The sequence below is a fragment of the Kluyvera sp. STS39-E genome (assembly GCF_040932435.1).
GTDB lineage: Bacteria > Pseudomonadota > Gammaproteobacteria > Enterobacterales > Enterobacteriaceae > Kluyvera.
In genome coordinates, this window is record NZ_JBFQGA010000005.1 from 191824 (window position 1) to 210853 (window position 19030).

17 protein-coding genes are annotated in these 19030 nt (G+C 53.4%); 6 read left to right on the top strand and 11 right to left on the bottom strand.

Annotated features, from left to right (window positions below):
• Positions 1 to 8: 8 nt before the first annotated feature.
• On the bottom strand, positions 9 to 209 hold the full coding sequence (gene bcsR / locus AB4K05_RS12595) for a cellulose biosynthesis protein BcsR (RefSeq protein ID WP_368480309.1): 201 nt from the start codon (positions 207 to 209) through the stop codon (positions 9 to 11).
• A gap of 300 nt (positions 210 to 509) precedes the next feature.
• Here bcsR and bcsE point away from each other — a divergent pair, with 300 nt between their 5' ends.
• The 3 genes from bcsE to bcsG are packed head-to-tail and all read left to right on the top strand — an operon-like array spanning position 510 to position 3935.
• Entirely contained in the window at positions 510 to 2069 is a 1560-nt protein-coding gene (gene bcsE / locus AB4K05_RS12600) for a cellulose biosynthesis protein BcsE (protein ID WP_368480310.1), read from the top strand.
• On the top strand, positions 2066 to 2263 hold the full coding sequence (bcsF, locus tag AB4K05_RS12605) for a cellulose biosynthesis protein BcsF (RefSeq protein WP_368480311.1): 198 nt from the start codon (positions 2066 to 2068) through the stop codon (positions 2261 to 2263). Before bcsE ends, bcsF begins: the two co-directional genes overlap by 4 nt.
• Positions 2256 to 3935, top strand: coding sequence for a cellulose biosynthesis protein BcsG (gene bcsG / locus AB4K05_RS12610; protein ID WP_368480312.1), 1680 nt, complete (start codon positions 2256 to 2258; stop codon positions 3933 to 3935). Before bcsF ends, bcsG begins: the two co-directional genes overlap by 8 nt.
• Before the next feature lie 87 nt (positions 3936 to 4022).
• On the opposite strand, the gene AB4K05_RS12615 is transcribed toward bcsG, so the two are convergent.
• From AB4K05_RS12615 to AB4K05_RS12655, 9 genes are all read right to left on the bottom strand, one after another.
• Positions 4023 to 4130: a type I toxin-antitoxin system toxin Ldr family protein gene (locus AB4K05_RS12615; RefSeq protein ID WP_368480313.1), complete on the bottom strand. Its 108-nt coding sequence runs from the start codon at positions 4128 to 4130 to the stop codon at positions 4023 to 4025.
• 251 nt (positions 4131 to 4381) lie between these two features.
• The gene (gene dppF, locus AB4K05_RS12620) at positions 4382 to 5392 is read right to left on the bottom strand and encodes a dipeptide ABC transporter ATP-binding subunit DppF (RefSeq protein WP_368480314.1); all 1011 of its coding nucleotides are present in this window, start codon (positions 5390 to 5392) and stop codon (positions 4382 to 4384) included.
• Complete coding sequence (gene dppD / locus AB4K05_RS12625; protein ID WP_368480315.1) at positions 5389 to 6372, bottom strand: dipeptide ABC transporter ATP-binding protein; 984 nt, start codon at positions 6370 to 6372, stop codon at positions 5389 to 5391. The genes dppF and dppD overlap by 4 nt, the downstream gene beginning before the upstream one ends.
• Before the next feature lie 10 nt (positions 6373 to 6382).
• Positions 6383 to 7285 (bottom strand): dipeptide ABC transporter permease DppC, encoded by a 903-nt coding sequence (gene dppC / locus AB4K05_RS12630; RefSeq protein WP_368480316.1) that lies wholly within the window; start codon positions 7283 to 7285, stop codon positions 6383 to 6385.
• A 9-nt stretch (positions 7286 to 7294) separates the two neighbouring features.
• Positions 7295 to 8314 carry a dipeptide ABC transporter permease DppB gene (gene dppB, locus AB4K05_RS12635; RefSeq protein ID WP_368480317.1) on the bottom strand — a complete coding sequence of 340 codons (1020 nt, stop codon included), beginning with the start codon at positions 8312 to 8314 and terminating at the stop codon, positions 7295 to 7297.
• A 160-nt stretch (positions 8315 to 8474) separates the two neighbouring features.
• Complete coding sequence (gene dppA, locus AB4K05_RS12640) at positions 8475 to 10082, bottom strand: dipeptide ABC transporter periplasmic-binding protein DppA (RefSeq protein WP_368480318.1); 1608 nt, start codon at positions 10080 to 10082, stop codon at positions 8475 to 8477.
• A gap of 622 nt (positions 10083 to 10704) precedes the next feature.
• Positions 10705 to 12384 (bottom strand): kdo(2)-lipid A phosphoethanolamine 7''-transferase, encoded by a 1680-nt coding sequence (eptB, locus tag AB4K05_RS12645; protein WP_368480319.1) that lies wholly within the window; start codon positions 12382 to 12384, stop codon positions 10705 to 10707.
• Between the two features lie 213 nt (positions 12385 to 12597).
• Entirely contained in the window at positions 12598 to 13800 is a 1203-nt protein-coding gene (locus AB4K05_RS12650; RefSeq protein ID WP_368480320.1) for an MFS transporter, read from the bottom strand.
• Positions 13801 to 13971: 171 nt separating this feature from the next.
• A complete protein-coding gene (locus tag AB4K05_RS12655; RefSeq protein WP_368480321.1) occupies positions 13972 to 14679 on the bottom strand; it encodes an autotransporter domain-containing protein in 708 nt (235 codons plus the stop codon).
• A gap of 152 nt (positions 14680 to 14831) precedes the next feature.
• Here AB4K05_RS12655 and tag point away from each other — a divergent pair, with 152 nt between their 5' ends.
• The gene (gene tag, locus AB4K05_RS12660) at positions 14832 to 15413 is read left to right on the top strand and encodes a DNA-3-methyladenine glycosylase I (RefSeq protein WP_368480322.1); all 582 of its coding nucleotides are present in this window, start codon (positions 14832 to 14834) and stop codon (positions 15411 to 15413) included.
• On the top strand, positions 15391 to 15822 hold the full coding sequence (locus AB4K05_RS12665; RefSeq protein WP_368480323.1) for an N-acetyltransferase: 432 nt from the start codon (positions 15391 to 15393) through the stop codon (positions 15820 to 15822). Before tag ends, AB4K05_RS12665 begins: the two co-directional genes overlap by 23 nt.
• On the opposite strand, the gene AB4K05_RS12670 is transcribed toward AB4K05_RS12665, so the two are convergent.
• A complete protein-coding gene (locus AB4K05_RS12670; RefSeq protein ID WP_368480324.1) occupies positions 15800 to 18133 on the bottom strand; it encodes a molybdopterin guanine dinucleotide-containing S/N-oxide reductase in 2334 nt (777 codons plus the stop codon). The two genes, AB4K05_RS12665 and AB4K05_RS12670, sit on opposite strands and share 23 nt — an antisense overlap.
• Positions 18134 to 18299: 166 nt before the next feature.
• Here AB4K05_RS12670 and AB4K05_RS12675 point away from each other — a divergent pair, with 166 nt between their 5' ends.
• The gene (locus tag AB4K05_RS12675; RefSeq protein ID WP_368480325.1) at positions 18300 to 18959 is read left to right on the top strand and encodes an OmpA family lipoprotein; all 660 of its coding nucleotides are present in this window, start codon (positions 18300 to 18302) and stop codon (positions 18957 to 18959) included.
• Positions 18960 to 19030: the final 71 nt, after the last annotated feature.

Below are 19030 nucleotides of genomic sequence, written 5' to 3' on the forward strand. Positions count from 1 at the left end.
TGGCTTCCTTATTTTTGTTTGGCTTTTTGTTCTGCAAACTCTGCCAGCAGCGGCCAACGTTTAAACGCAGCCGCTAATTTTTCACGCTGGGAAATATCAGTGTAATCTATATTAGGTAGAGAGAAAGCCCGGCTCAGTGCAAGAAAGTCATTTTGGAAAGTGTAGCCAAGTTGCGAATCTACTGATGTCACAGGTTCATTCTCTGGCATTTTGTTGTTCCCTCTGGAATCAAAGTCCGAATTCGCTGCTACGAACGATGCGCAACCTTTCTAAGGAATTAGTTTATACTCGTCATACTTCTCACTGCGAAAGTATGCCTTAGTATCTACGCATTTAGTCCACATAGTTATGCAGGTTTTGAGGGAGTTACTCACTTAACGCCCGACCTAACTCGACTTAATTAGACTATACATGCTAAATCTGATGCTATTTAATTTCAATATTAGGTTTATTCTAACGTTTACACTAGTAAACTTAGCTGCAGGATTATCGTCGATAAGAGGGACACGATGAACCCCATATTTTCTATTGGTATTGAATCGCTTTGGGATGAAGTCAGCCATATGCCCGCGGGCGGCGTATGGTGGATGAATACCGATCGCCACGAAGATGCCGTTAGCCTGCTAAATCAGACGCTTTCCGCGCAGACGGACGAGGCGAAAGTTGCCGTGGTCAGTATGGGAGAAAACCCTAATAGTCTCATAACATTAGGGGATGGAAAGGGGCCAAAAAAAATATCGCTTTTTACCATGCAGGATAGTCAAGACAGTCTATACTTCATGCGCCGCGATTTACTCTGCACCCTTGAGCCAACCCATTATCTCATTGTGCTTTTATGTTCCCACAATGCTTGGGAAAATATCCCTGCTGAAAAATTGCTCAATTGGGTGAGTAAATCCGAAAAATGGGCAAAATACTATCGGTGTACCCTTTTAGTTCTCAGTCCTGGAAACAACGCCGACGCACAAACATCACTTTTACTCAGTGAATACCGTTCCCTTTCCGGTCTCGCAAGTTTACGTTACCAGGGTGATAGTCAACTCCTGGATATATCTTACTGGGCCAATGAAAAAGGCGTTAGCGCGCGCCAGCAGCTATTTATTCAGCAAAACGAAAACGGTTGGCAGTTAAGGCAAGACGAAGTTGCCAACATCCAACCGCGTAGCGATGAAAAGCAAGTGCTCAGTAATCTCGATATTCTTGAAGGTGCTCCGGCGCTGTCAGAACATTGGTCCTTATTTGACACCAATGACGCTGTCTTTAATGCCGCACGTACGGCACAGGCCGCCACGGTTATATTCTCGCTCAATCAAAATAGCCAAGTAGAGCAGCTCGCGCGCTTTACCCATACGCTACGCCGCCAGCGCGGCAGCGCATTAAAAATCATCGTTCGCGAAGCCACACCCAGCCTGCGCGCCACCGATGAGCGATTGCTGTTAAGCTGCGGCGCCAACCTGGTTATCTCCGCGAGCGCACCGCTCTCTCGCAGTCTCACTCTGATTGAAAGCGTACAGACACAGCAGTTCAACCGTCACGTGCCGGAAGATTTAACGACCCTGCTGGCGAATACCGAGCCGCTAAAGTTAAAAGGCTATCAGAAGTGGGATGTCTTTTGCGACGCAGTGCAGAAGGTTATCAACAACACCCTGCTGCCCGCCGACAGCAAAGGCGTGTTGGTTGCGCTGCGTCCTGCGCCGGGACTGCGCGTTGAGCAGGCGCTCACGCTATGCCGACCGCACCGAATGGGCGATATTGCATCCATTGCTGACAGGCGTCTGGTCCTGTTCCTGCCCTTCTGCCGAGTGAACGATCTCGACCGAGCGCTAAACCATATTTTCCCGCTACCAACCGGAGACATCTTCTCCAACCGCACCATTTGGTTTGAAGATAAGCAAATCTCGGCGGAGTTGGTAACAATGCGCGACGTCAAGCCTGAGAAATGGACTAAGCCGTTGGAAATCGCGCCAAAACCGACAAATGTGATCAATGCGACCTACGAAGATAACAGCTGGCGGCGCTACCCTGAGCCTCACCGCCTGTCTGCTGATACCGAAGGGACGCCGTCATGATGTCAATAAACGATATTATTCAGCTGGTTGTACTTTGTGCGCTGATTTTTTTCCCGCTAGGTTATCTGGCGCGCCATCATCAGCGACGCATTAAAAACGCGCTCCGCCTGATGTTCCTCAAACCACGATATGTTAAACCCGCAGGCGTACTCCGCCGCGATCAAGCCGTCAGGGCAAAATCAAAAGATGACTAAATCGACGCAAAACGCCGCCGCTACACCTTCCTCGCTTTGGCATTATTGGCGGGGGCTGTCAGGCTGGAACCTCTATTTCCTCGTTAAATTTGGGCTGCTGTGGGCGGGATATCTCAATTTCCACCCGCTGCTAAACCTTGTTTTTATGGCGTTCTTGTTGTTCCCGCTGCCCAATAGCCGACTGCACCGTTGGCGGCAGTGGATAGCGCTGCCGTTGGGCTTCGCGCTGTTCTGGCATGACACATGGCTGCCAGGGCCTGAGAGCATCATGAGCCAAGGTTCACAAATTGCCGGGTTTAGCGCCGACTATATGTGGGATCTGGTGACACGCTTCATTAACTGGCAGATGGTTGGCGTTTTCTTCGTGCTGGTTGTGGCGTGGATGTTTTTAAATCAGTGGATCCGCATTACCGTGTTCGTTGTTATCGCGATGGTGTGGATTAATCTGACCACGCTGGTCGGCCCATCCTTCAGCCTGTGGCCTACCGGTCAGGCGACCAGTGCTCCCGCTGCGGCGACCAGTGCAAGCCCTGCCGAAGCGTCATCAGGCAGCATTGCGGCAAGCGGCGATATTCCTGCGCAAACCGCAGCGCCAACATCGGATAACCTCAATACTTGGTTGACCAACTTCTACGCGTCCGAAAGCAAACGCGTCACCGCCTTCCCCGCTCAGCTACCGGCCGACGCTCAGCCATTCGACCTGCTGATCATCAACATCTGCTCGCTAGCGAGCTCCGACGTTGAAGCCGCGGGTTTACTCCAGCATCCGCTGTGGTCACACTTTGACATTCGTTTTAGCGACTTTAACTCCGCGACCTCCTATAGCGGCCCGGCGGCAATCCGTTTACTGCGCGCGAGCTGTGGACAACCGTCGCATACCAATCTGTATCAACCGGCGGGTAACCAATGCTATCTGTTCGATAATCTGTCGAAACTGGGCTTTACGCAGCATCTGATGCTCGACCATAACGGCGTGTTCGGGGACTTCCTGAAAGAAGTGCGTGAAAACGGCGGCATGCAGAGCCCACTGATGGATCAGAGCAAACTGCCAGTTAACCTTCTCTCTTTCGATGGTTCACCGGTTTATGACGATCTGGCCGTTCTCAACCGCTGGCTACAATCGCAGGAAGTGGCCGCTGCTGGCAGTTCGGCCACCTTCTATAACATTTTGCCTCTGCATGATGGCAACCACTATCAAGGGCAAAGCAAAACTGCAGACTATAAAACGCGTGCGCAGAAGCTGTTCGATGAGCTGGATGCCTTCTTTACTGAGCTTGAGAAGTCGGGCCGTAAAGTGATGGTTATCGTCGTACCTGAACACGGCGCGGCGCTGCAGGGCGATAAGATGCAGGTCTCTGGTCTGCGTGATATCCCAAGCCCATCTATCACGCGCGTTCCGGCAGCCGTTAAGTTCTTCGGGATGAAGGCTCCGCACCAAGGCGCGGCGATTGATATCAATCAGCCAAGCAGCTACCTCGCCATTTCCGAACTGGTGGCCCGTGCAGTAGATGGGAAAATCTTCACCGAAGATTCCGTCGACTGGTCAGCCTTCACCGGCAATCTGCCACAGACCGCTGCGGTGTCGGAAAACTCCAACACCGTCGTCATGCAGTACCAAGGTAAACCTTACGTTCGTCTGAACGGCGGTGCCTGGGTACCGTATCCGCAATAACCACGAAAAAGGCCGCAGAGTTTAACCTCTGCGGCCTGGTTCGGGCGCATGCTGCCACTGCGGCGGACAGACGCCCTCAAGCGGGCGTTATTTCCGGTTACGCCACCAGCTCATAATTGCGCTGGTGATAATCCCCACCGCAATCGGAGCCGCCAGATCGTGCCAGAAAAGCACGCCAAGCTCTGCGAGCGTCATAGAGCCGCCTTGGTTGCAATAGCAACAGTTCGCGGCTATTCTCTTGATGTCTGGTCAAGTGATAGCCCCCGTTATGTTGCTGGTTTATACCAAACAACGTGCGGGGGTTTTCTCTTTCCAGCAACCGATGCCGCCGGGGATCAAGCCCCCGCAACATTGCGCCTCACCGGGAAACCCGGCTTGGCGACGATACTACTGCAATCAGCTCAGCAACTCGCCGTAGCCACCCCATTTTCAGAATTGCGCCCGGACTACACGGCCTTCGCTGGATTCACATCCTGCTCAACCGCGAAACATGCGACCAACTGACCATCATAGTCTTTCAGCTGCGGCTGTAGCTGGGTGCACGGCCCAAAGCGGCGACTGCAGCGCGCATTGAACGCACAGCCCGGCGGCGGATTCAGTGGGCTCGGCAGTTCGCCGGTCAGCTTAATACGCTCGCGACGTTCGTCTGGATTCAGACGCGGAGTCGCGGAGAGCAGCGCTTGGGTGTAAGGATGCTGAGGATTATTGAAGATCTGATCCTTGCTCCCTTTCTCCACGCAGCGGCCTAAGTACATCACCATCACTTCATCCGCAATGTGCTCTACCACCGACAGATCGTGCGAGATAAAAACGTACGACAGCCCCAGTTCCTGCTGCAAATCCATCATCAGGTTCAGTACCTGTGCGCGGACTGAAACATCTAGCGCAGAGACCGGTTCATCAGCAATAACCACATCCGGATCGAGCATAAGGCCACGAGCAATGGCAATACGCTGACGCTGCCCGCCCGAGAACATATGCGGGTAACGGTCATAATGCTCCGTTTTCAGCCCCACTTTTGCCATCATCGCCAGCGCCTTTTCGCGGCGCTGCTCTTTGCTAAGCGAAGTGTTGATCTGCAACGGTTCTTCCAGAATCTGCCCCACTTTCTTACGTGGGTTCAAAGAGCCATACGGGTTCTGGAACACAATCTGGATTTTCTGTCGACGCAGTTTCTGCGCATGCGGATCGTGTTTAAGCAGATCCTGGCCTTGGTAATACAGTTCACCGCCGGTGGGTATTTCAATCATCGTCAGCAAGCGGCCGAGGGTAGACTTCCCGCAGCCAGACTCACCGACCACCGCCAGCGTTTTCCCACGTTCAAGGGTAAACGAAACGCCGTCCAGCGCCTTCACCAAGCGTTCAGGAGCAAACATGCCCTTCTTCACCGGGTAGTGTTTTTTTAGGTCAATTGCCTGCAGCAGCGGCTGCTGCGAGGTGGCCTCGTGCGTACTCATAGTGTGGGCCTCCCGGCATCATCGAGTGGATAGTGACATTTTGACTGGCGACCATCGGCAAGCAGGTTCAGCTCAGGCTCAACGCTGCGGCATGTCTCGGTTGCATACGGGCAGCGTGGGTTAAGCAGACAGCCGTTCGGACGGTCGTACTTACCCGGCACCACGCCCGGCAGCGAGGCCAGACGCGCTTTATCCTGAGCAAACTCCGGCAGCGCACGCAACAGCGCTTGGGTATACGGATGACGCGGCGCACGGAAAATGTCGTTTGCTGCGCCGGTCTCCACTACCTGGCCTGCGTACATCACGATGATTTTGTGCGCGGCTTCCGCCACTAGCGCCAGATCGTGGGTTATCAAAATCAGCGCCATGTTCTCTTTTTGCTGCAGCTCCAGCAGCAGCTCGATGATCTGCGCTTGGATGGTCACGTCCAGCGCCGTTGTCGGCTCATCGGCAATCAACAGTTTTGGACGACAGGCTATCGCCATGGCGATCATCACGCGTTGGCTCATCCCACCGGAAAGTTGGTGTGGATAGACATCAAGACGCGATGCCGGGTCAGGAATACCGACCTGATTTAACAGATCGATAGCACGCTGACGACGCGTTTTCTTGTTGCCGCCCTGATGCACCTTGATGGCTTCCATAATCTGGAAACCTACCGTGTAGCAAGGGTTAAGGCTGGTCATCGGGTCCTGGAAAATCATCGCCACTTCGGCGCCCACCAGGTTACGACGTTCCTTCTCAGAAATACGCTTCAGATCCTGACCGTTGAATTGCATGCTTTCGGCCATCACCCGGCCAGGAAAATCAATCAGCCCCATAATCGCCAGTGAACTGACTGATTTGCCGGATCCGGACTCACCCACGATGCCGACCACTTCACCCTGATTGACGCTGTAGCTTACGCGGTCAACGGCTTTAAACGGTGTGCCTTCGTCGCCGAAGTGCACCGATAATTTATCTACATTTAATAACGCCATCTCGAACCCCTTACTGCTTCAGTTTGGGATCGAGCGCATCACGCAAACCGTCACCCATCAGGTTAAATGCCAGCACCGTCAGCAGAATTGCCAACCCTGGGAAGGTCACAACCCACCAGGCGCTTTGCGCAAACTGCAGAACGTCAGCGAGCATGGTGCCCCATTCCGGCGTAGGCGGCTGTGCGCCCATCCCCAGGAAGCCAAGGGCAGCCATATCGAGAATGGCGTTGGAGAAACCGAGCGATGCCTGAACAATCAGCGGCGCAAGGCAGTTCGGGAAGATGTTGATAAACATCTGACGCATGGCGCCTGCGCCCGCCACACGAGAGGCGGTAACGTAGTCGCGATTGACCTCAACCAACACCGCAGCACGCGTTAAGCGGACGTAGTGCGGTAAGGCCACAAAGGTCAATGCCAGCGCGGCATTGCCGATAGAAGGGCCAAAAACGGCCACCAGTACCAACGCAAGCAGTAGGCTCGGCAGCGCCAGCATGATATCGACGACGCGCATGATGATGTTGTCAATGAGGCCGCCAAAGTAACCGGCCACCAGCCCCAACACAACGCCCATCACCAGCGATAGCACAACGACCAGGCAGCCTACCAGCAGCGACAGACGCGCGCCGTACATCAGACGCGACAGCACGTCGCGGCCAACATCATCGGTGCCCAACAGATGTGCCCACGAGCCACCTTCCTGCCATGCAGGTGGAGCCAACAGCGAATCGCGGAACTGGTCTGCCGGGTTATACGGCGCAATCCAGTTAGCAAAAATAGCAATAAGCAGCACCACGACCACATACACGAGGCCAACCACCGCGCCTTTATTGCGTTTAAAGTAGTGCCAGAATTCCTGGAAAGGGGTCATTGGCACCGGTGCGGACACCGTTTTGTTTTCAGTAACTTGTGTCATGACGGCCCCTTACTTCTTATGACGGATGCGCGGGTTGACCACGCCGTACAGCAGATCAACCAGCAGGTTGACGAGGATAATCATCGTCGCCACCAGCAGAACCCCGCCCTGAACCACCGGATAATCACGGCGTTGCAGAGCATCAATCAACCAGCGTCCCAGGCCCGGCCAAGAGAAGATGGTCTCCGTCAAAATGGCCCCCGCCAGCAGCGTACCGACCTGAAGGCCAATAACAGTGACGACTGGCAGCATGGCGTTACGCAGCGCGTGGACAACAATAACGCGCATACGGGTCAAGCCTTTGGCACGCGCGGTACGGATGTAATCCTCACCCAGCACTTCCAGCATCGATGAACGGGTCATACGCACGATAACCGCCAGTGGGATAGTGCCGAGCACCATTGCGGGCAGGATCATATGCGCCAGCGCATCGATAAAGTTACCCTCTTCACCCCAGATAGCGGTATCAATCAGCATGAAGCCTGTGAGCGGATTCGTGTCATCGAGGAACACCATATCACTGACTCGCCCAGAAACCGGCGTCAGGTTCCAATGCACCGATACCAGCATAATCAGCATCATGCCCCACCAGAAAATCGGCATGGAGTAGCCAGTCAGCGCTAGGCCAACCGCAGTATGGTCGAAGATAGAGCCACGCTTAACCGCAGCCAGCACGCCCACCGGAATACCAACGGCGGTGGCAAAAATCATGGCGCAGATACCGAGCTCCAACGTCGCTTTAAAACGCGGCACGAACTCGTCCCACACCGGGAGTCGGCTTTTTAATGAAATTCCCAGATCACCGTGCAGCACGCCCCAGATATAGTGGAGGTACTGTTGCCACATCGGCTTATCAAGACCAAGTTCAGCAAGCAGCTGGGCATGGCGCTCAGGGGAAATACCACGTTCGCCGGCCATAATCATCACCGGGTCGCCGGGGATCATATGCACAAAGGCAAACGTCAGGAGGGTGATACCGATAAACGTTGGGATCACCAGACCCAACCGTTTGAGGACAAACTGAAACATAACCCTGATTCTCTCTAATGACGGCCCGCCTGGTCACAGGACGTCTGTATTGCTCACAAATCTGCCGCCTTTCGCAAACACGAGAGACGCAGATACGGCGCGGCTTCCCGCCCCAATGGGGGCAGGAAGCGTTGCGCTGCCGGTTAAGGCGTCGTCTTTATTATTCGATAGATACGTTGTCGAAGTGGTGCTTACCTAACGGGTCAACCACATAGCCTTTGACTTCTTTACGCACCGGCTCGTACACGGTGGAGTGAGCGATAATCAGCGCCGGAGCCTGATCATGCATCACTACCTGAGCCTGTTTGTACAGTTCAACGCGCTTGTTGTGGTCATCGGTCGCACGTGCCGGCTGAATCAGGTCTTCAAACGGCTTGTAGCACCAGCGGGAGTAGTTGGAACCATCTTTTGCTGCAGCACAGCTAAACAGGGTCGCGAAGAAGTTGTCCGGATCCCCATTGTCCCCGGTCCAGCCCATCATGACAGCCTGGTGTTCACCGGCTTTCGCACGCTTGAGGTATTCGCCCCACTCGTAGGTCACGATCTTGGCCTGAACGCCAATCTTCGCCCAGTCAGCCTGAATCATCTCAGCCATACGGCGAGCATTCGGGTTGTAAGGACGCTGTACCGGCATCGCCCACAGCTCAACGGTGAAGCCTTTATCCTGGCCTGCTTCTTTCAGCAGCGCCTTGGCTTTTTCCGGATCGTAGCTGTAGTCTTTAACGTCGTCGTTATAGCCCCACATGGTTGGCGGGATCAGGTTCTTAGCCGCAACGCCAGCGCCCTGATAAACCGCTTTGATGATCGCTTCTTTGTTGACCGCGTAGGTCAGAGCCTGACGCACTTTTACGTCATCAAATGGTTTTTTCTCGGTGTTGAAGGACAGATAACCCACGTTCAGGCCAGCCTGTTCCATCAGGTTGATGCTCTTGTCTTCTTTCATGCGCGCGATGTCGGCCGGGTTCGGGTACGGCATCACCTGACATTCGTTCTTCTGCAGTTTGGCATAACGCACGGAAGCGTCAGGCGTGATGGAGAAGACCAGACGGTCGATCTGCGGCTTGGTGCCCCAGTAGCCCGGGAACGCTTTGTACAGAATGCGCGAGTCTTTCTGGTATTGCTGCAGCTGGAATGGACCGGTACCGATTGGGTTCAGGTCAACTTTTTCCGGCGTGCCGGCTTTCAGCATGTTGTCAGCATATTCTTTTGACAGAATAGACGCGAAATCCATCGCCAGGTCTGCCAAGAACGGCGCTTCTGGGCGAGTCAGCACGAACTGGACGGTATTATCGTCGACTTTTTTCACTTCGCTAATCAGGTCTTGCAGACCCATGCCTTCGAAGTATTCATAGCTGCCGCCAGACACTTTGTGATACGGGTTCTGTGCGTTCTTCTGACGATCGAAGGAGAAGACGATATCGTCGGCGTTCATATCACGCGTTGGTTTAAAGTCTTTATTATCCTGCCACTTCACGCCCTGACGCAGGTGGAAAGTGTAGGTTTTGCCGTCAGCGCTGATGTCCCACTTCTCAGCCAGGCCCGGGACGATTTCGGTGGTACCAGTTTTGAATTCAACCAGACGGTTATAGATAGGCACGGAGCTGGCATCATAGGTGGTACCAGACGTAAAGAGCTGTGGGTTAAAGCCTTCCGGCGAACCTTCTGAACAATAAACCAGGGTCTTCGCCTGTACGCTGGCAGCAACGGTCATCGCGACCAAGCTCAAACCCAGCTTCAGCATCCCTGACTTCTTCAAGGAAACACTCATTATTCTGCTCCAAAGTGATATGTGTTGTTTTTACCCTTTGCATTGGGTTACACCGCCTAGCCTTTATTTGTTTTTACCCGGCCGGGTCGATGTGGAGTAGAGGCGGGATTCCTTTCACATAGAACAACTGAGTTGCAGCGCATATTCTCCATGAAATGCCCCTCATGCCCTACAATCTGTCAACAGATTGTGAAAACGTCAATACAGTTATCCGGGATTTGTATTGAAGGTGCGAATGGATGGGCAAAGATTAAAAAAACCTCGAAGGACTATTTTCAGCAGAGAAATTTATGCTATGGTCGATAAAGCAGAGTTATTCACTTAATACTTTGCAACATTCAGTGATTAACAATTAGCCAGAATGTGAAAAATTTATTTCGATATGATGAATATCTGAGCGATTAATGCCGTGAACGCTAAAACGCACAGGTGAAAATGCTAGGCTTAGTCATAAGCAGCGTGAAAAAAGATTCTGCTATGCATATAAAAATGCAATGGATTATGTCACAAAATTGTGAACAACCAGGTTAAGCGTTTGTACTAGAAGTAGGCCGGATAAGCGAAGCGCCATCCGGCCTACAAACGACACGGACAAAAAACCCGCTCGAGAGCGGGTTTTCCATTATTTGCCGGCGGGAACGTGGCACCAGTTGTTGTGCTCGTTAATCCCACCGTCCGGTGAGGTGTAACCCAGGCAGCCCATAATCGTATCGTACAGCTCCACATGACGCTTCGGCTGCTTCATTGCAGCCTGCTGCTGTAGATAAGCGAACGATTTCGCGTGGTCAGGATTTTCCAGATATTTATCCGACATCCAGACCATCATCGGCACACGGAACTGCTCTGGCGGTGCCATCTTGCGCGGCGTGCCATGCAAACGTTCATGCTCGTTGATTGACTCCCCGTGATCGGCGGCAAAGAAGACTATCGCCTTTTTATCACGCATCTGGTCAAACACATTCACCAAGAAATGGTCGACGTAGGTTATCGAGTTATCGTAGGAGTTTATCAGCTCCGCCTTGGTGCACTTGTCGTCGACGTTGATGCACTCCGGCGTCCACTTCGCGAAACTGCGTGGGTAACGCTGGGTGTAGTTAAAGTGCGAGCCTTTAGTATGGAGAATAATCAAGTGCTTGCCATCAACGCCGCTGCGTGCCAGCACATTTTTCAGCTCATCGGCCAGCAGCATGTCATCCACGCTTTTGCCACGGTTGCGCGGCTCAGCGCCAATTTGCTCACGATAAGCAATGTTATTGACCATCGTGTTGCTGTAGAACCACAGCTCGCTTTGCATCGCCAACAGATCGCCCGTGAAGCCTAGCTGGTGCAGCACGGCAAAGACGTTCTGCTCTTTAAGCGTCCGCTGCGGGTTATCGCTGGCCCCGCCCTGACGAACGAACATACAGCGTAGCGACAGCTTGGTCGCGGTGTCGCAGGAGTAGCCGCGAAACGCCACCAGGTTTTTCTCTTTTTCAAGCTCAGGCGTCGTATCTCGCCCATAGCCGAACAGCCCCATATGATCCCAGCGGGTCGTCTCACCAATGATAAACACCACGTAGGTATCATCGAGGCCTTGCGGCGCGACATAGGTGAATTTCTTCGTGGGGTCGATAAACTCTTTGGTATCGAATGACTCGTCAATCTGCGTCCAGCCGTACAGACCTAATGCAGAAACCCAGTTGCTGGGTAAATAGGAGTTAGCCAGTACGCCGCCATAGCTCGGTAAGTCGACCTGCGAGATACGTTCACTCTCCTTGAGGTGTTCTTCCATCAGGCGAATTGGCCCCCACACCACCAGCGCGCAAAGCAAAACCACCGCCACGCTGCGTACCCGCTGCCCCGGCGTACGGATCTGGTTGATAAGCGTATCACGAGCACCGTTAAGCCAGATCAGGACTAAAGGAACAACGCTGGTCAGCGTTAGCCATGAGATGAAATGCCAGCCCACAACCTCTTTGGAAAGGTCCACGTCGGTGGTCATCACCGAGGCAATAATACCGTAGCCAATGACCACATTTAGATTGGTCATGTAATAGCTTGCGCCGGCGGAAATCAGCACTACCAGCGTCGCCAGAACCTTCCATAAACGACGTCCAGTAAGCGAGAGTAGACGCAATAAGAAGAACGTGGCTAACACCGGGCCTAACAGTTCAATAGCAATGAAAATCCCTTTTTCGACGCTAAAATCCTGCAGATAGCCTTCAAACCGACGGACAAACACGGAATAGTTCAATAACCAGCCGATGTAAATCGCCAGCAGCATACTCAAGGTCTGCTGGGACATCGCTTTAATATATTTCATGCGAAAAACCCTGGGAAAAGGGAAAAACCAAAACGAGCGGCGAACTTGAGTAAGCAGACCCGTTAATAAATGTCATGAGCCGTTCAGGGCTCATTTGCAAGCGCGCTCAGTAGACAACAAGAAAGGGAAAAAGTATGTGGGAGGAATGTGATCTGGTCAGATATTTACAAAAATATCTGACCAGAATCTACTTAATTAGTGAGGAAATTATTTTCAGGCGTGGGCTTCGTGCAGAATTTCTGTTTTAGGCTGACGGATGGTGGTGGACAGTGCCAAGGAAATAATCAGCAACGCGAAGATAACGCAGAAGGTCACGTAGAAGCCGCCGAACAGCGAAGCAATCAGCGAACCACAGATGCTGCCGATACCGAAACCTAAATAAATCACGCCGTAGTTTTTCGCTAGGTTATTCAGACCAAAGAATTCGCTCACCAGCGATGGGAAGACGGTAATGGTGCCACCGAAGTTGAAGGCAACGCAGGCAATCGCGGCGAAGAAAGTCACTTCATTCAGCGGAGCGAATAACAGGGCAGCCATCCCAACCAGCGAGATAATCTGACCGATGGTGATAACACGGATACGGGCGATTTTGTCGGACAGAATGCCCAGCACCAGGCGGCCGCTCAGGTTGGCAATCGAGATAATCGTCACAGCATTGGCGGCGGTAGCGAGGTCCAGATGAACCATGCCCTGCGCAATATCTTTAGCAACGCCGATAACATACAGGCCGCTCATGCAAGCGGTCAGGAACATCACCGCCAGCATCCAATACTGAGGTTTGCGCATGGATTCAGCCAGCGTGAAGTCGTTTTCCACAACGCCGTTGTGGCTTGCCATGACTTGGTTCGGTGCGTCTTTCATCAGCATCGCGCCAAAGACAATCATCACCAGCACAATCGCGCCCCAGATCATAAAGGTTTTTTCCAGACCCACGGTTTCCAGCAGATGACTGTCGATAAATTTGAAACCAAGGCTACCTAAACCGTAAGAACCGATAGCAAAGGCGGAAATCAGCCCCTTACGTTCCGGGAACCATTTTACGCAGTTGGAGAGCGTCAGCAGGTAACCTGCACCATCGGCCAGACCCACAATCACCCCGGCGCTCAGCCACAGCATTGGCAAGCTGTTCGCATGGGCGGTCAGGAAGAAGCCGAGGCCCAGCAGAATGCCGGAGGCCATCGTCACATGCTTAACGCCAAATCGTTCCTGCAATTTCCCCGCGACGGAGGACGACACTGCCAGCCCTAGACTTAACAAACCGAAAGAGAACGCGACTTGGCTGACTGAGGCGTCCAGCTTACTGGATAGCGCGCTGTTGAACAGGCTCCAGGTGTATACGGAGCCTAACGCGAATTGGGTGATGATGGTGCCGAACAATGTCAGCCAGCGGGTATGATTTTTAGTTGCAGCGTTCATGATGAAGATGCCTTCGTAGATTAACTGCTGCCAACAATAACGAAGTAAGCATTTTCACTGGTTGAAAAAGGCATGAACTGCATTCAGGACGGAATGAAATGCATCAGCGGCGGAATGAATGGCATTGAAAAAATAGCCTACCGCCGATGCGTATAATTCAAACTCACCATTTTAGAAGCGGGCGCTGACGCCCAGCGTATAAAAATAGTTAACGCCGGTGGGCATGTTGTCTGCCTGAGAAAGTGCCGCATAGGCCGCAAGATGTGAATTGAGTAACATGTCGGCCCCGACGGTCACATCCACCCAGTTGCCATCCTGTAGTGCGGTTGGCATGCGGTTCAACCCAGACTGCGCTTTCCACTGATTTTCGCCAAACTGTTGGTTATAACTCACCTGCGCCCAAGGGCGAATGCCCAGCCAACTGTGTGAATCCACCCGCCAGCCAAGGGTGCTAACGCTGGCATGCCACAGCGGATCGGTCAGCGATGTTGTGGTCACCGGATCGCCAAACTCATTCCACATCACGCCCGGCGAGCCATCATAGCGCCACTGTGCGACAGGCCCCGTAGTGAGGCTGTTGGTCAGGGGAAAATTCCAACCAACGCTCATGGTTTTCGTCGCATCCAGCGGCATATTGTCCGGCGAATTCAGATTCACACCGGCGCCCCCCTGCACGGCTTCAATACGCTCCGCGAGGATGTCATCGTAGCGCGGTTGGTGATCGCTATCCCATGTATAGCGCTCCGCAGTATTATTTTGTGAGTCAGACACGATATATTCTTGTTGCCAGGCATTTGCATGTGGGGAAAATAACATCCACAAGAATACCGATGCTGGCGGAACAAGACGCCTGCAGCCACTGCATTTCTTATTATTCATCAATTGACTCCAGAGAAGAGCCAGATTCGGCAGTTATTGTTATGTTTTAAGAGGAAGATCCCTGTATTAACTATTGTCTCTTTATTATCGGCGTCAAGAGCAGTGTAGGGTTTTATTATTAGGCATGAGCCATTGGCAAAAGGGAGAATCACATGCAGCGTTGCGGTTGGGTTAGTCAGGACCCGCTTTACATCGAGTATCACGATACCGAATGGGGAGTCGCCCAGAAAGATAACCAAAAACTGTTTGAAATGATCTGTCTGGAAGGTCAGCAGGCCGGGTTGTCTTGGATTACCGTGCTCAAGAAGCGCGAAAACTACCGTCAGGCCTTCCATCATTTCTGTCCGGTCAAGGTGGCAGCGATGACCGAAGAGGATGTCGAGCGTCTGGTTCTGGACGCCGGTATCATCCGTCACCGGGGCAAAATTCAGGCCATTATCGGCAACGCTCGCGCCTTCTTAGCAATGGAAGCCAACGGCGAACCATTCTGCGAGTTTGTCTGGTCATTTGTTGATAACGCCCCCATTATCACGCAAGCCACAACCCTTGCAGAGATTCCCACCTCTACACCGGCGTCCGATGCGCTATCTAAGGCGCTAAAAAAGCGCGGTTTTAAGTTCGTCGGCACCACAATTTGTTATTCCTTCATGCAAGCCTGCGGTCTGGTCAGCGACCACGTAACGGGCTGCTTCTGCCATCCTGGAGTTCAGCATGATCAGAAAATGGAACAATAACCGGTTCGATTCATTACTCGAACTGTGGCTGGAAAGCACTACCTACGCACATCCGTTTATTGCCGAACAGTACTGGCAGGAGAGTCTGCCAATTGTTCGCGATACCTACCTGCCCGCTGCCGAAACTTGGGTGTGGGAGGAAGAGCAACAGCTACGTGGATTTGTCAGCGTCATTCAGGGGCGCTTTGTTGGCGCACTGTTTGTTGCACCGGAGTTTCTCCACCTCGGCATCGGCACTGCACTGCTTAACGCCGTTAAGCAGTGCTTTAACGATCTCAGTCTTGAGGTGTACCAAAAGAACTGCCGGGCAGTAAATTTCTACCACGCGCAGGGCTTCCGTATTGAAGACAGCGCGTGGCAGGAGGAAACCCGGCATCCAACCTGGATTATGCGTTGGCAGGCGGATTAAAAGCCGTCACCGCCAACGCCGGGCCGTCATACTTCTCAAGCCAAGCCAGCGCCGTATTGCCCGCGCAGCCATTCCCCAGCCGCGAGCTGGGGATATCTTTGGTCAGCACGTTAACCGCGCCGTTTTTACAAATCCCACCCGCCTGAAGATCCAAATCTGGCCAGGCGCCTTCATGTAGGCACATCACACCGGGTTTAATGTCTTCGCTGACCACCACGCCCGCCAGCACCTGCCCGCGGTGGTTCCATAGCCGGACAACATCCCCATCATTGATTTGACGCGCCTGTGCATCCTGAGGATGCACCGTCAGCGGTTCCCGTCCGGCTACCGCGTATCGCTCGCGCAGCGTGGTATGGTTAAGTTGGCTGTGCAGACGGTGCGCCGGATGCGCGGATAGCAGCTGAAGCTGCCCCGGCTGCGCGTTACCGTGCCATTCATCAGGCTCTAGCCACATTGGGTGCGGTGGGCAGTCGGGATACTGGAAGCTGGCAATCCGCTCAGAATAAATCTCAATCTTACCGCTAGGGGTTTTCAGCGGGTTCGCCTGCGGGTCGGCGCGAAATGCACCAAAACGCACGAACGCGGCATTCTGTTCGCTTTCGGGCATCTCGATCAATTGATTATCCTGCCAGAAACGCTCAAACGGCGGCAGCGTCACCTGTTGGCTAGCACCGCGTTCTGCTGCAATGTTGTAGAAGGTTTCCAGCCACTCTAGATCGCTTTTGCCTTCGGTAAAACGCGCCTGGCCACCATGCTCCCACAGCTCGCTCAGTGCGGCAAACACTTGGAGATCGTCACGCGCTTCATCTTGTGGCATCACTACCCGTTTCATCGGCACTAAATGCTGGTTGCTATAGTCGCCGGTCATGGTCAGGTCATTACGTTCAAATGAGGTGGTCGCGGGCAGGACGATATCGGCATGGCGCGCCGCTGCCGTCCAGTTGCATTCGGAGATAACCACCAGCTCCGGCTTTTGCCAAGCGCGGATCAGACGATTGGTATCCTGATGATGGGTAAAATTGGCGCCACCTGCCCACCAGACAAAACGGATATCGGGGAAATGCCTATCTAGCCCATTATGCTGATACGGCGCGCCGGGGTTTTCCAGCGCCTCAACAATACGTGCCACTGGTATTTTATCGACCGCATCGACGCCGCCTTTTACCGTACCCTGCATCGACGCCAGCACCGCAGAGCGACGGGTTGGATTACCGCCGTTGGCAAAATGGTACGAAAGACCAAACCCACCGCCCGGCGTACCAATCTGCCCCAGCATGGCGGCCAGCGTCACCAGCATCCAGTGTTTTTGCTCGCCAAACTGCTGGCGTTGCATCCCCCAGCCCGACATCAACATGGTGGTGTTGTGACGGAAAATATCCGCCAATTCGCGGATTTTCTCTGCGCTAACGCCGCAAATAGCCGCAGCCCATTCGGCGGATTTAGCTTCGTCGTCGTGTTTACCTAACACATAATCAGCGAACGTCGGGAAACCGGTGGTGTAACGCGATAAAAAGTCGGCATCGTGCCATTCATTCACCAGCAGCGTATGAGCAATGCCCAACATCATGGCCACGTCGGTTCCCATGTGCGGGGCAATCCATTCCATCGTCTCGCCGAAAAAGGCGACAGTTTCAGATCGCATCGGATCGATACAGATCAGTCGCTTACCGCTTTGACGCAGCTTTTCAAAATAGGGCAGCCCTTGTTCATCCGAGGCGTTCCATGAGATCTTAAGTGTATTCATCGGGTTGGCGCTCCACAGCACCACCACATCAGCATGTTCCAGCACCATCGGCCAGCTGGTTTGCTGCTGATAGACTTCATTGCCGCCCACCACGTGCGGCATGATTGCCTGCGCTGCGCCCGTCGAGTAATCCCCCAGATGGCCGGTGTAACCACCCGCAAGACTCATATAGCGCTGGAGTAACGTCGCCGCTTTGTGCAGCACGCCGTTGGAGCGCCAGCCATAGGAACCCGCGAAAATGGATGACGGACCATAGCTGTTGCGAATGCGTCGATGCTGCTGATCGATGAGCGCCAGCGCATCGTCCCAGCTCACCCGAACAAATTCATCCTGCCCGCGCACGCCCTGCGGGCTATCCGGCGATGCCAGAAAACCTTTGCGAACCATTGGGTAACGTACCCGCGTTTTGCTGTGAACCTGATCGTGAACCACGCTTTGCAGCGAATTCGTAAACGAGGTTTCAATCGCCCCGCGCGAGGCTATCACCTGCTCTCCGTCGGTTTCGACCCACATCGGTCCCCAATGGGCGGCGGTGAGAATGGTTTTGGTTGTCGATGAATTTGCCAAGGGATGCTCCTGGATAGCCGATGCAGGTGTTGCGGTGATATTTTGTTCACCGTTCAATATTCTTTACAAAAATTCAAATTATTCCGGGAATTTTCCTCAGATTTACACGTCATAATCAACCGCCACACCTGCCGTGGCAAAGAAAAAAAAGGATTAAGGATAGAAGATGAATAAACGCATGATCATGATCGCCGCTCTGGTAAGCGGTACGCTGGCGGTTTCCGGGTGTACCACCAACCCGTACACCGGCGAAAGCCAAGCAGGTAAAGCCGGTATTGGCGCAGGCATCGGCTCATTAGTTGGCGCAGGCGTCGGCGTACTGTCATCATCGAAGAAAGATCGTGGTAAAGGCGCGCTGATTGGCGCAGCAGCGGGCGCAGCGCTCGGCGGCGGCGCAGGTTATTACATGGATGTTCAGGAAGCGAAGCTGCGCCAGAAAATGCAGGGAACCGGCGTTAGCGTCACCCGTAACGGCGACAACATCGTGCTGAATATGCCAAATAATGTCACCTTTGACAGCTCATCCTCCACGTTGAAACCGGCGGGAGCTAATACCCTAGTCGGCGTTGCTATGGTCTTGAAAGAGTATGAGAAGACAGCGGTTAACGTGGTTGGCTACACCGACAGCACCGGCGGCCAGCAGTTGAACCAGAAACTGTCTCAGCAGCGCGCGGACTCCGTTGCCAGCTCGCTCATCACTCAGGGCGTTGCCGCTTCACGCGTCCGCACCGCTGGGATGGGCCCGGCGAATCCTATCGCCAGCAACAGCACTGAAGAAGGCAAAGCGCAGAACCGTCGCGTAGAAATTACCTTAAGCCCGATGTAATCGTTTTATACCCTAAATAATTCGAGTGATTGCCGGGTGGCGCAATGCCTCCCGGCAAAAGACTTGCTTAG

Excerpts from the sequence above, each read along its gene's own strand:
- dppA (WP_368480318.1), bottom strand. The coding sequence starts at position 10,082 with ATGAGTGTTTCCTTGAAGAAGTCAGGGATGCTGAAGCTGGGTTTGAGC.
- AB4K05_RS12615 (WP_368480313.1), bottom strand. The coding sequence starts at position 4,130 with ATGACGCTCGCAGAGCTTGGCGTGCTTTTCTGGCACGATCTGGCGGCT.
- bcsR (WP_368480309.1), bottom strand. The coding sequence starts at position 209 with ATGCCAGAGAATGAACCTGTGACATCAGTAGATTCGCAACTTGGCTAC.
- AB4K05_RS12665 (WP_368480323.1), top strand. The coding sequence starts at position 15,391 with ATGATCAGAAAATGGAACAATAACCGGTTCGATTCATTACTCGAACTG.
- dppD (WP_368480315.1), bottom strand. The coding sequence starts at position 6,372 with ATGGCGTTATTAAATGTAGATAAATTATCGGTGCACTTCGGCGACGAA.
- dppB (WP_368480317.1), bottom strand. The coding sequence starts at position 8,314 with ATGTTTCAGTTTGTCCTCAAACGGTTGGGTCTGGTGATCCCAACGTTT.
- eptB (WP_368480319.1), bottom strand. The coding sequence starts at position 12,384 with ATGAAATATATTAAAGCGATGTCCCAGCAGACCTTGAGTATGCTGCTG.
- bcsG (WP_368480312.1), top strand. The coding sequence starts at position 2,256 with ATGACTAAATCGACGCAAAACGCCGCCGCTACACCTTCCTCGCTTTGG.
- AB4K05_RS12655 (WP_368480321.1), bottom strand. The coding sequence starts at position 14,679 with ATGAATAATAAGAAATGCAGTGGCTGCAGGCGTCTTGTTCCGCCAGCA.
- AB4K05_RS12650 (WP_368480320.1), bottom strand. The coding sequence starts at position 13,800 with ATGAACGCTGCAACTAAAAATCATACCCGCTGGCTGACATTGTTCGGC.
- bcsF (WP_368480311.1), top strand. The coding sequence starts at position 2,066 with ATGATGTCAATAAACGATATTATTCAGCTGGTTGTACTTTGTGCGCTG.
- AB4K05_RS12675 (WP_368480325.1), top strand. The coding sequence starts at position 18,300 with ATGAATAAACGCATGATCATGATCGCCGCTCTGGTAAGCGGTACGCTG.
- bcsE (WP_368480310.1), top strand. The coding sequence starts at position 510 with ATGAACCCCATATTTTCTATTGGTATTGAATCGCTTTGGGATGAAGTC.
- dppC (WP_368480316.1), bottom strand. The coding sequence starts at position 7,285 with ATGACACAAGTTACTGAAAACAAAACGGTGTCCGCACCGGTGCCAATG.
- tag (WP_368480322.1), top strand. The coding sequence starts at position 14,832 with ATGCAGCGTTGCGGTTGGGTTAGTCAGGACCCGCTTTACATCGAGTAT.
- dppF (WP_368480314.1), bottom strand. The coding sequence starts at position 5,392 with ATGAGTACGCACGAGGCCACCTCGCAGCAGCCGCTGCTGCAGGCAATT.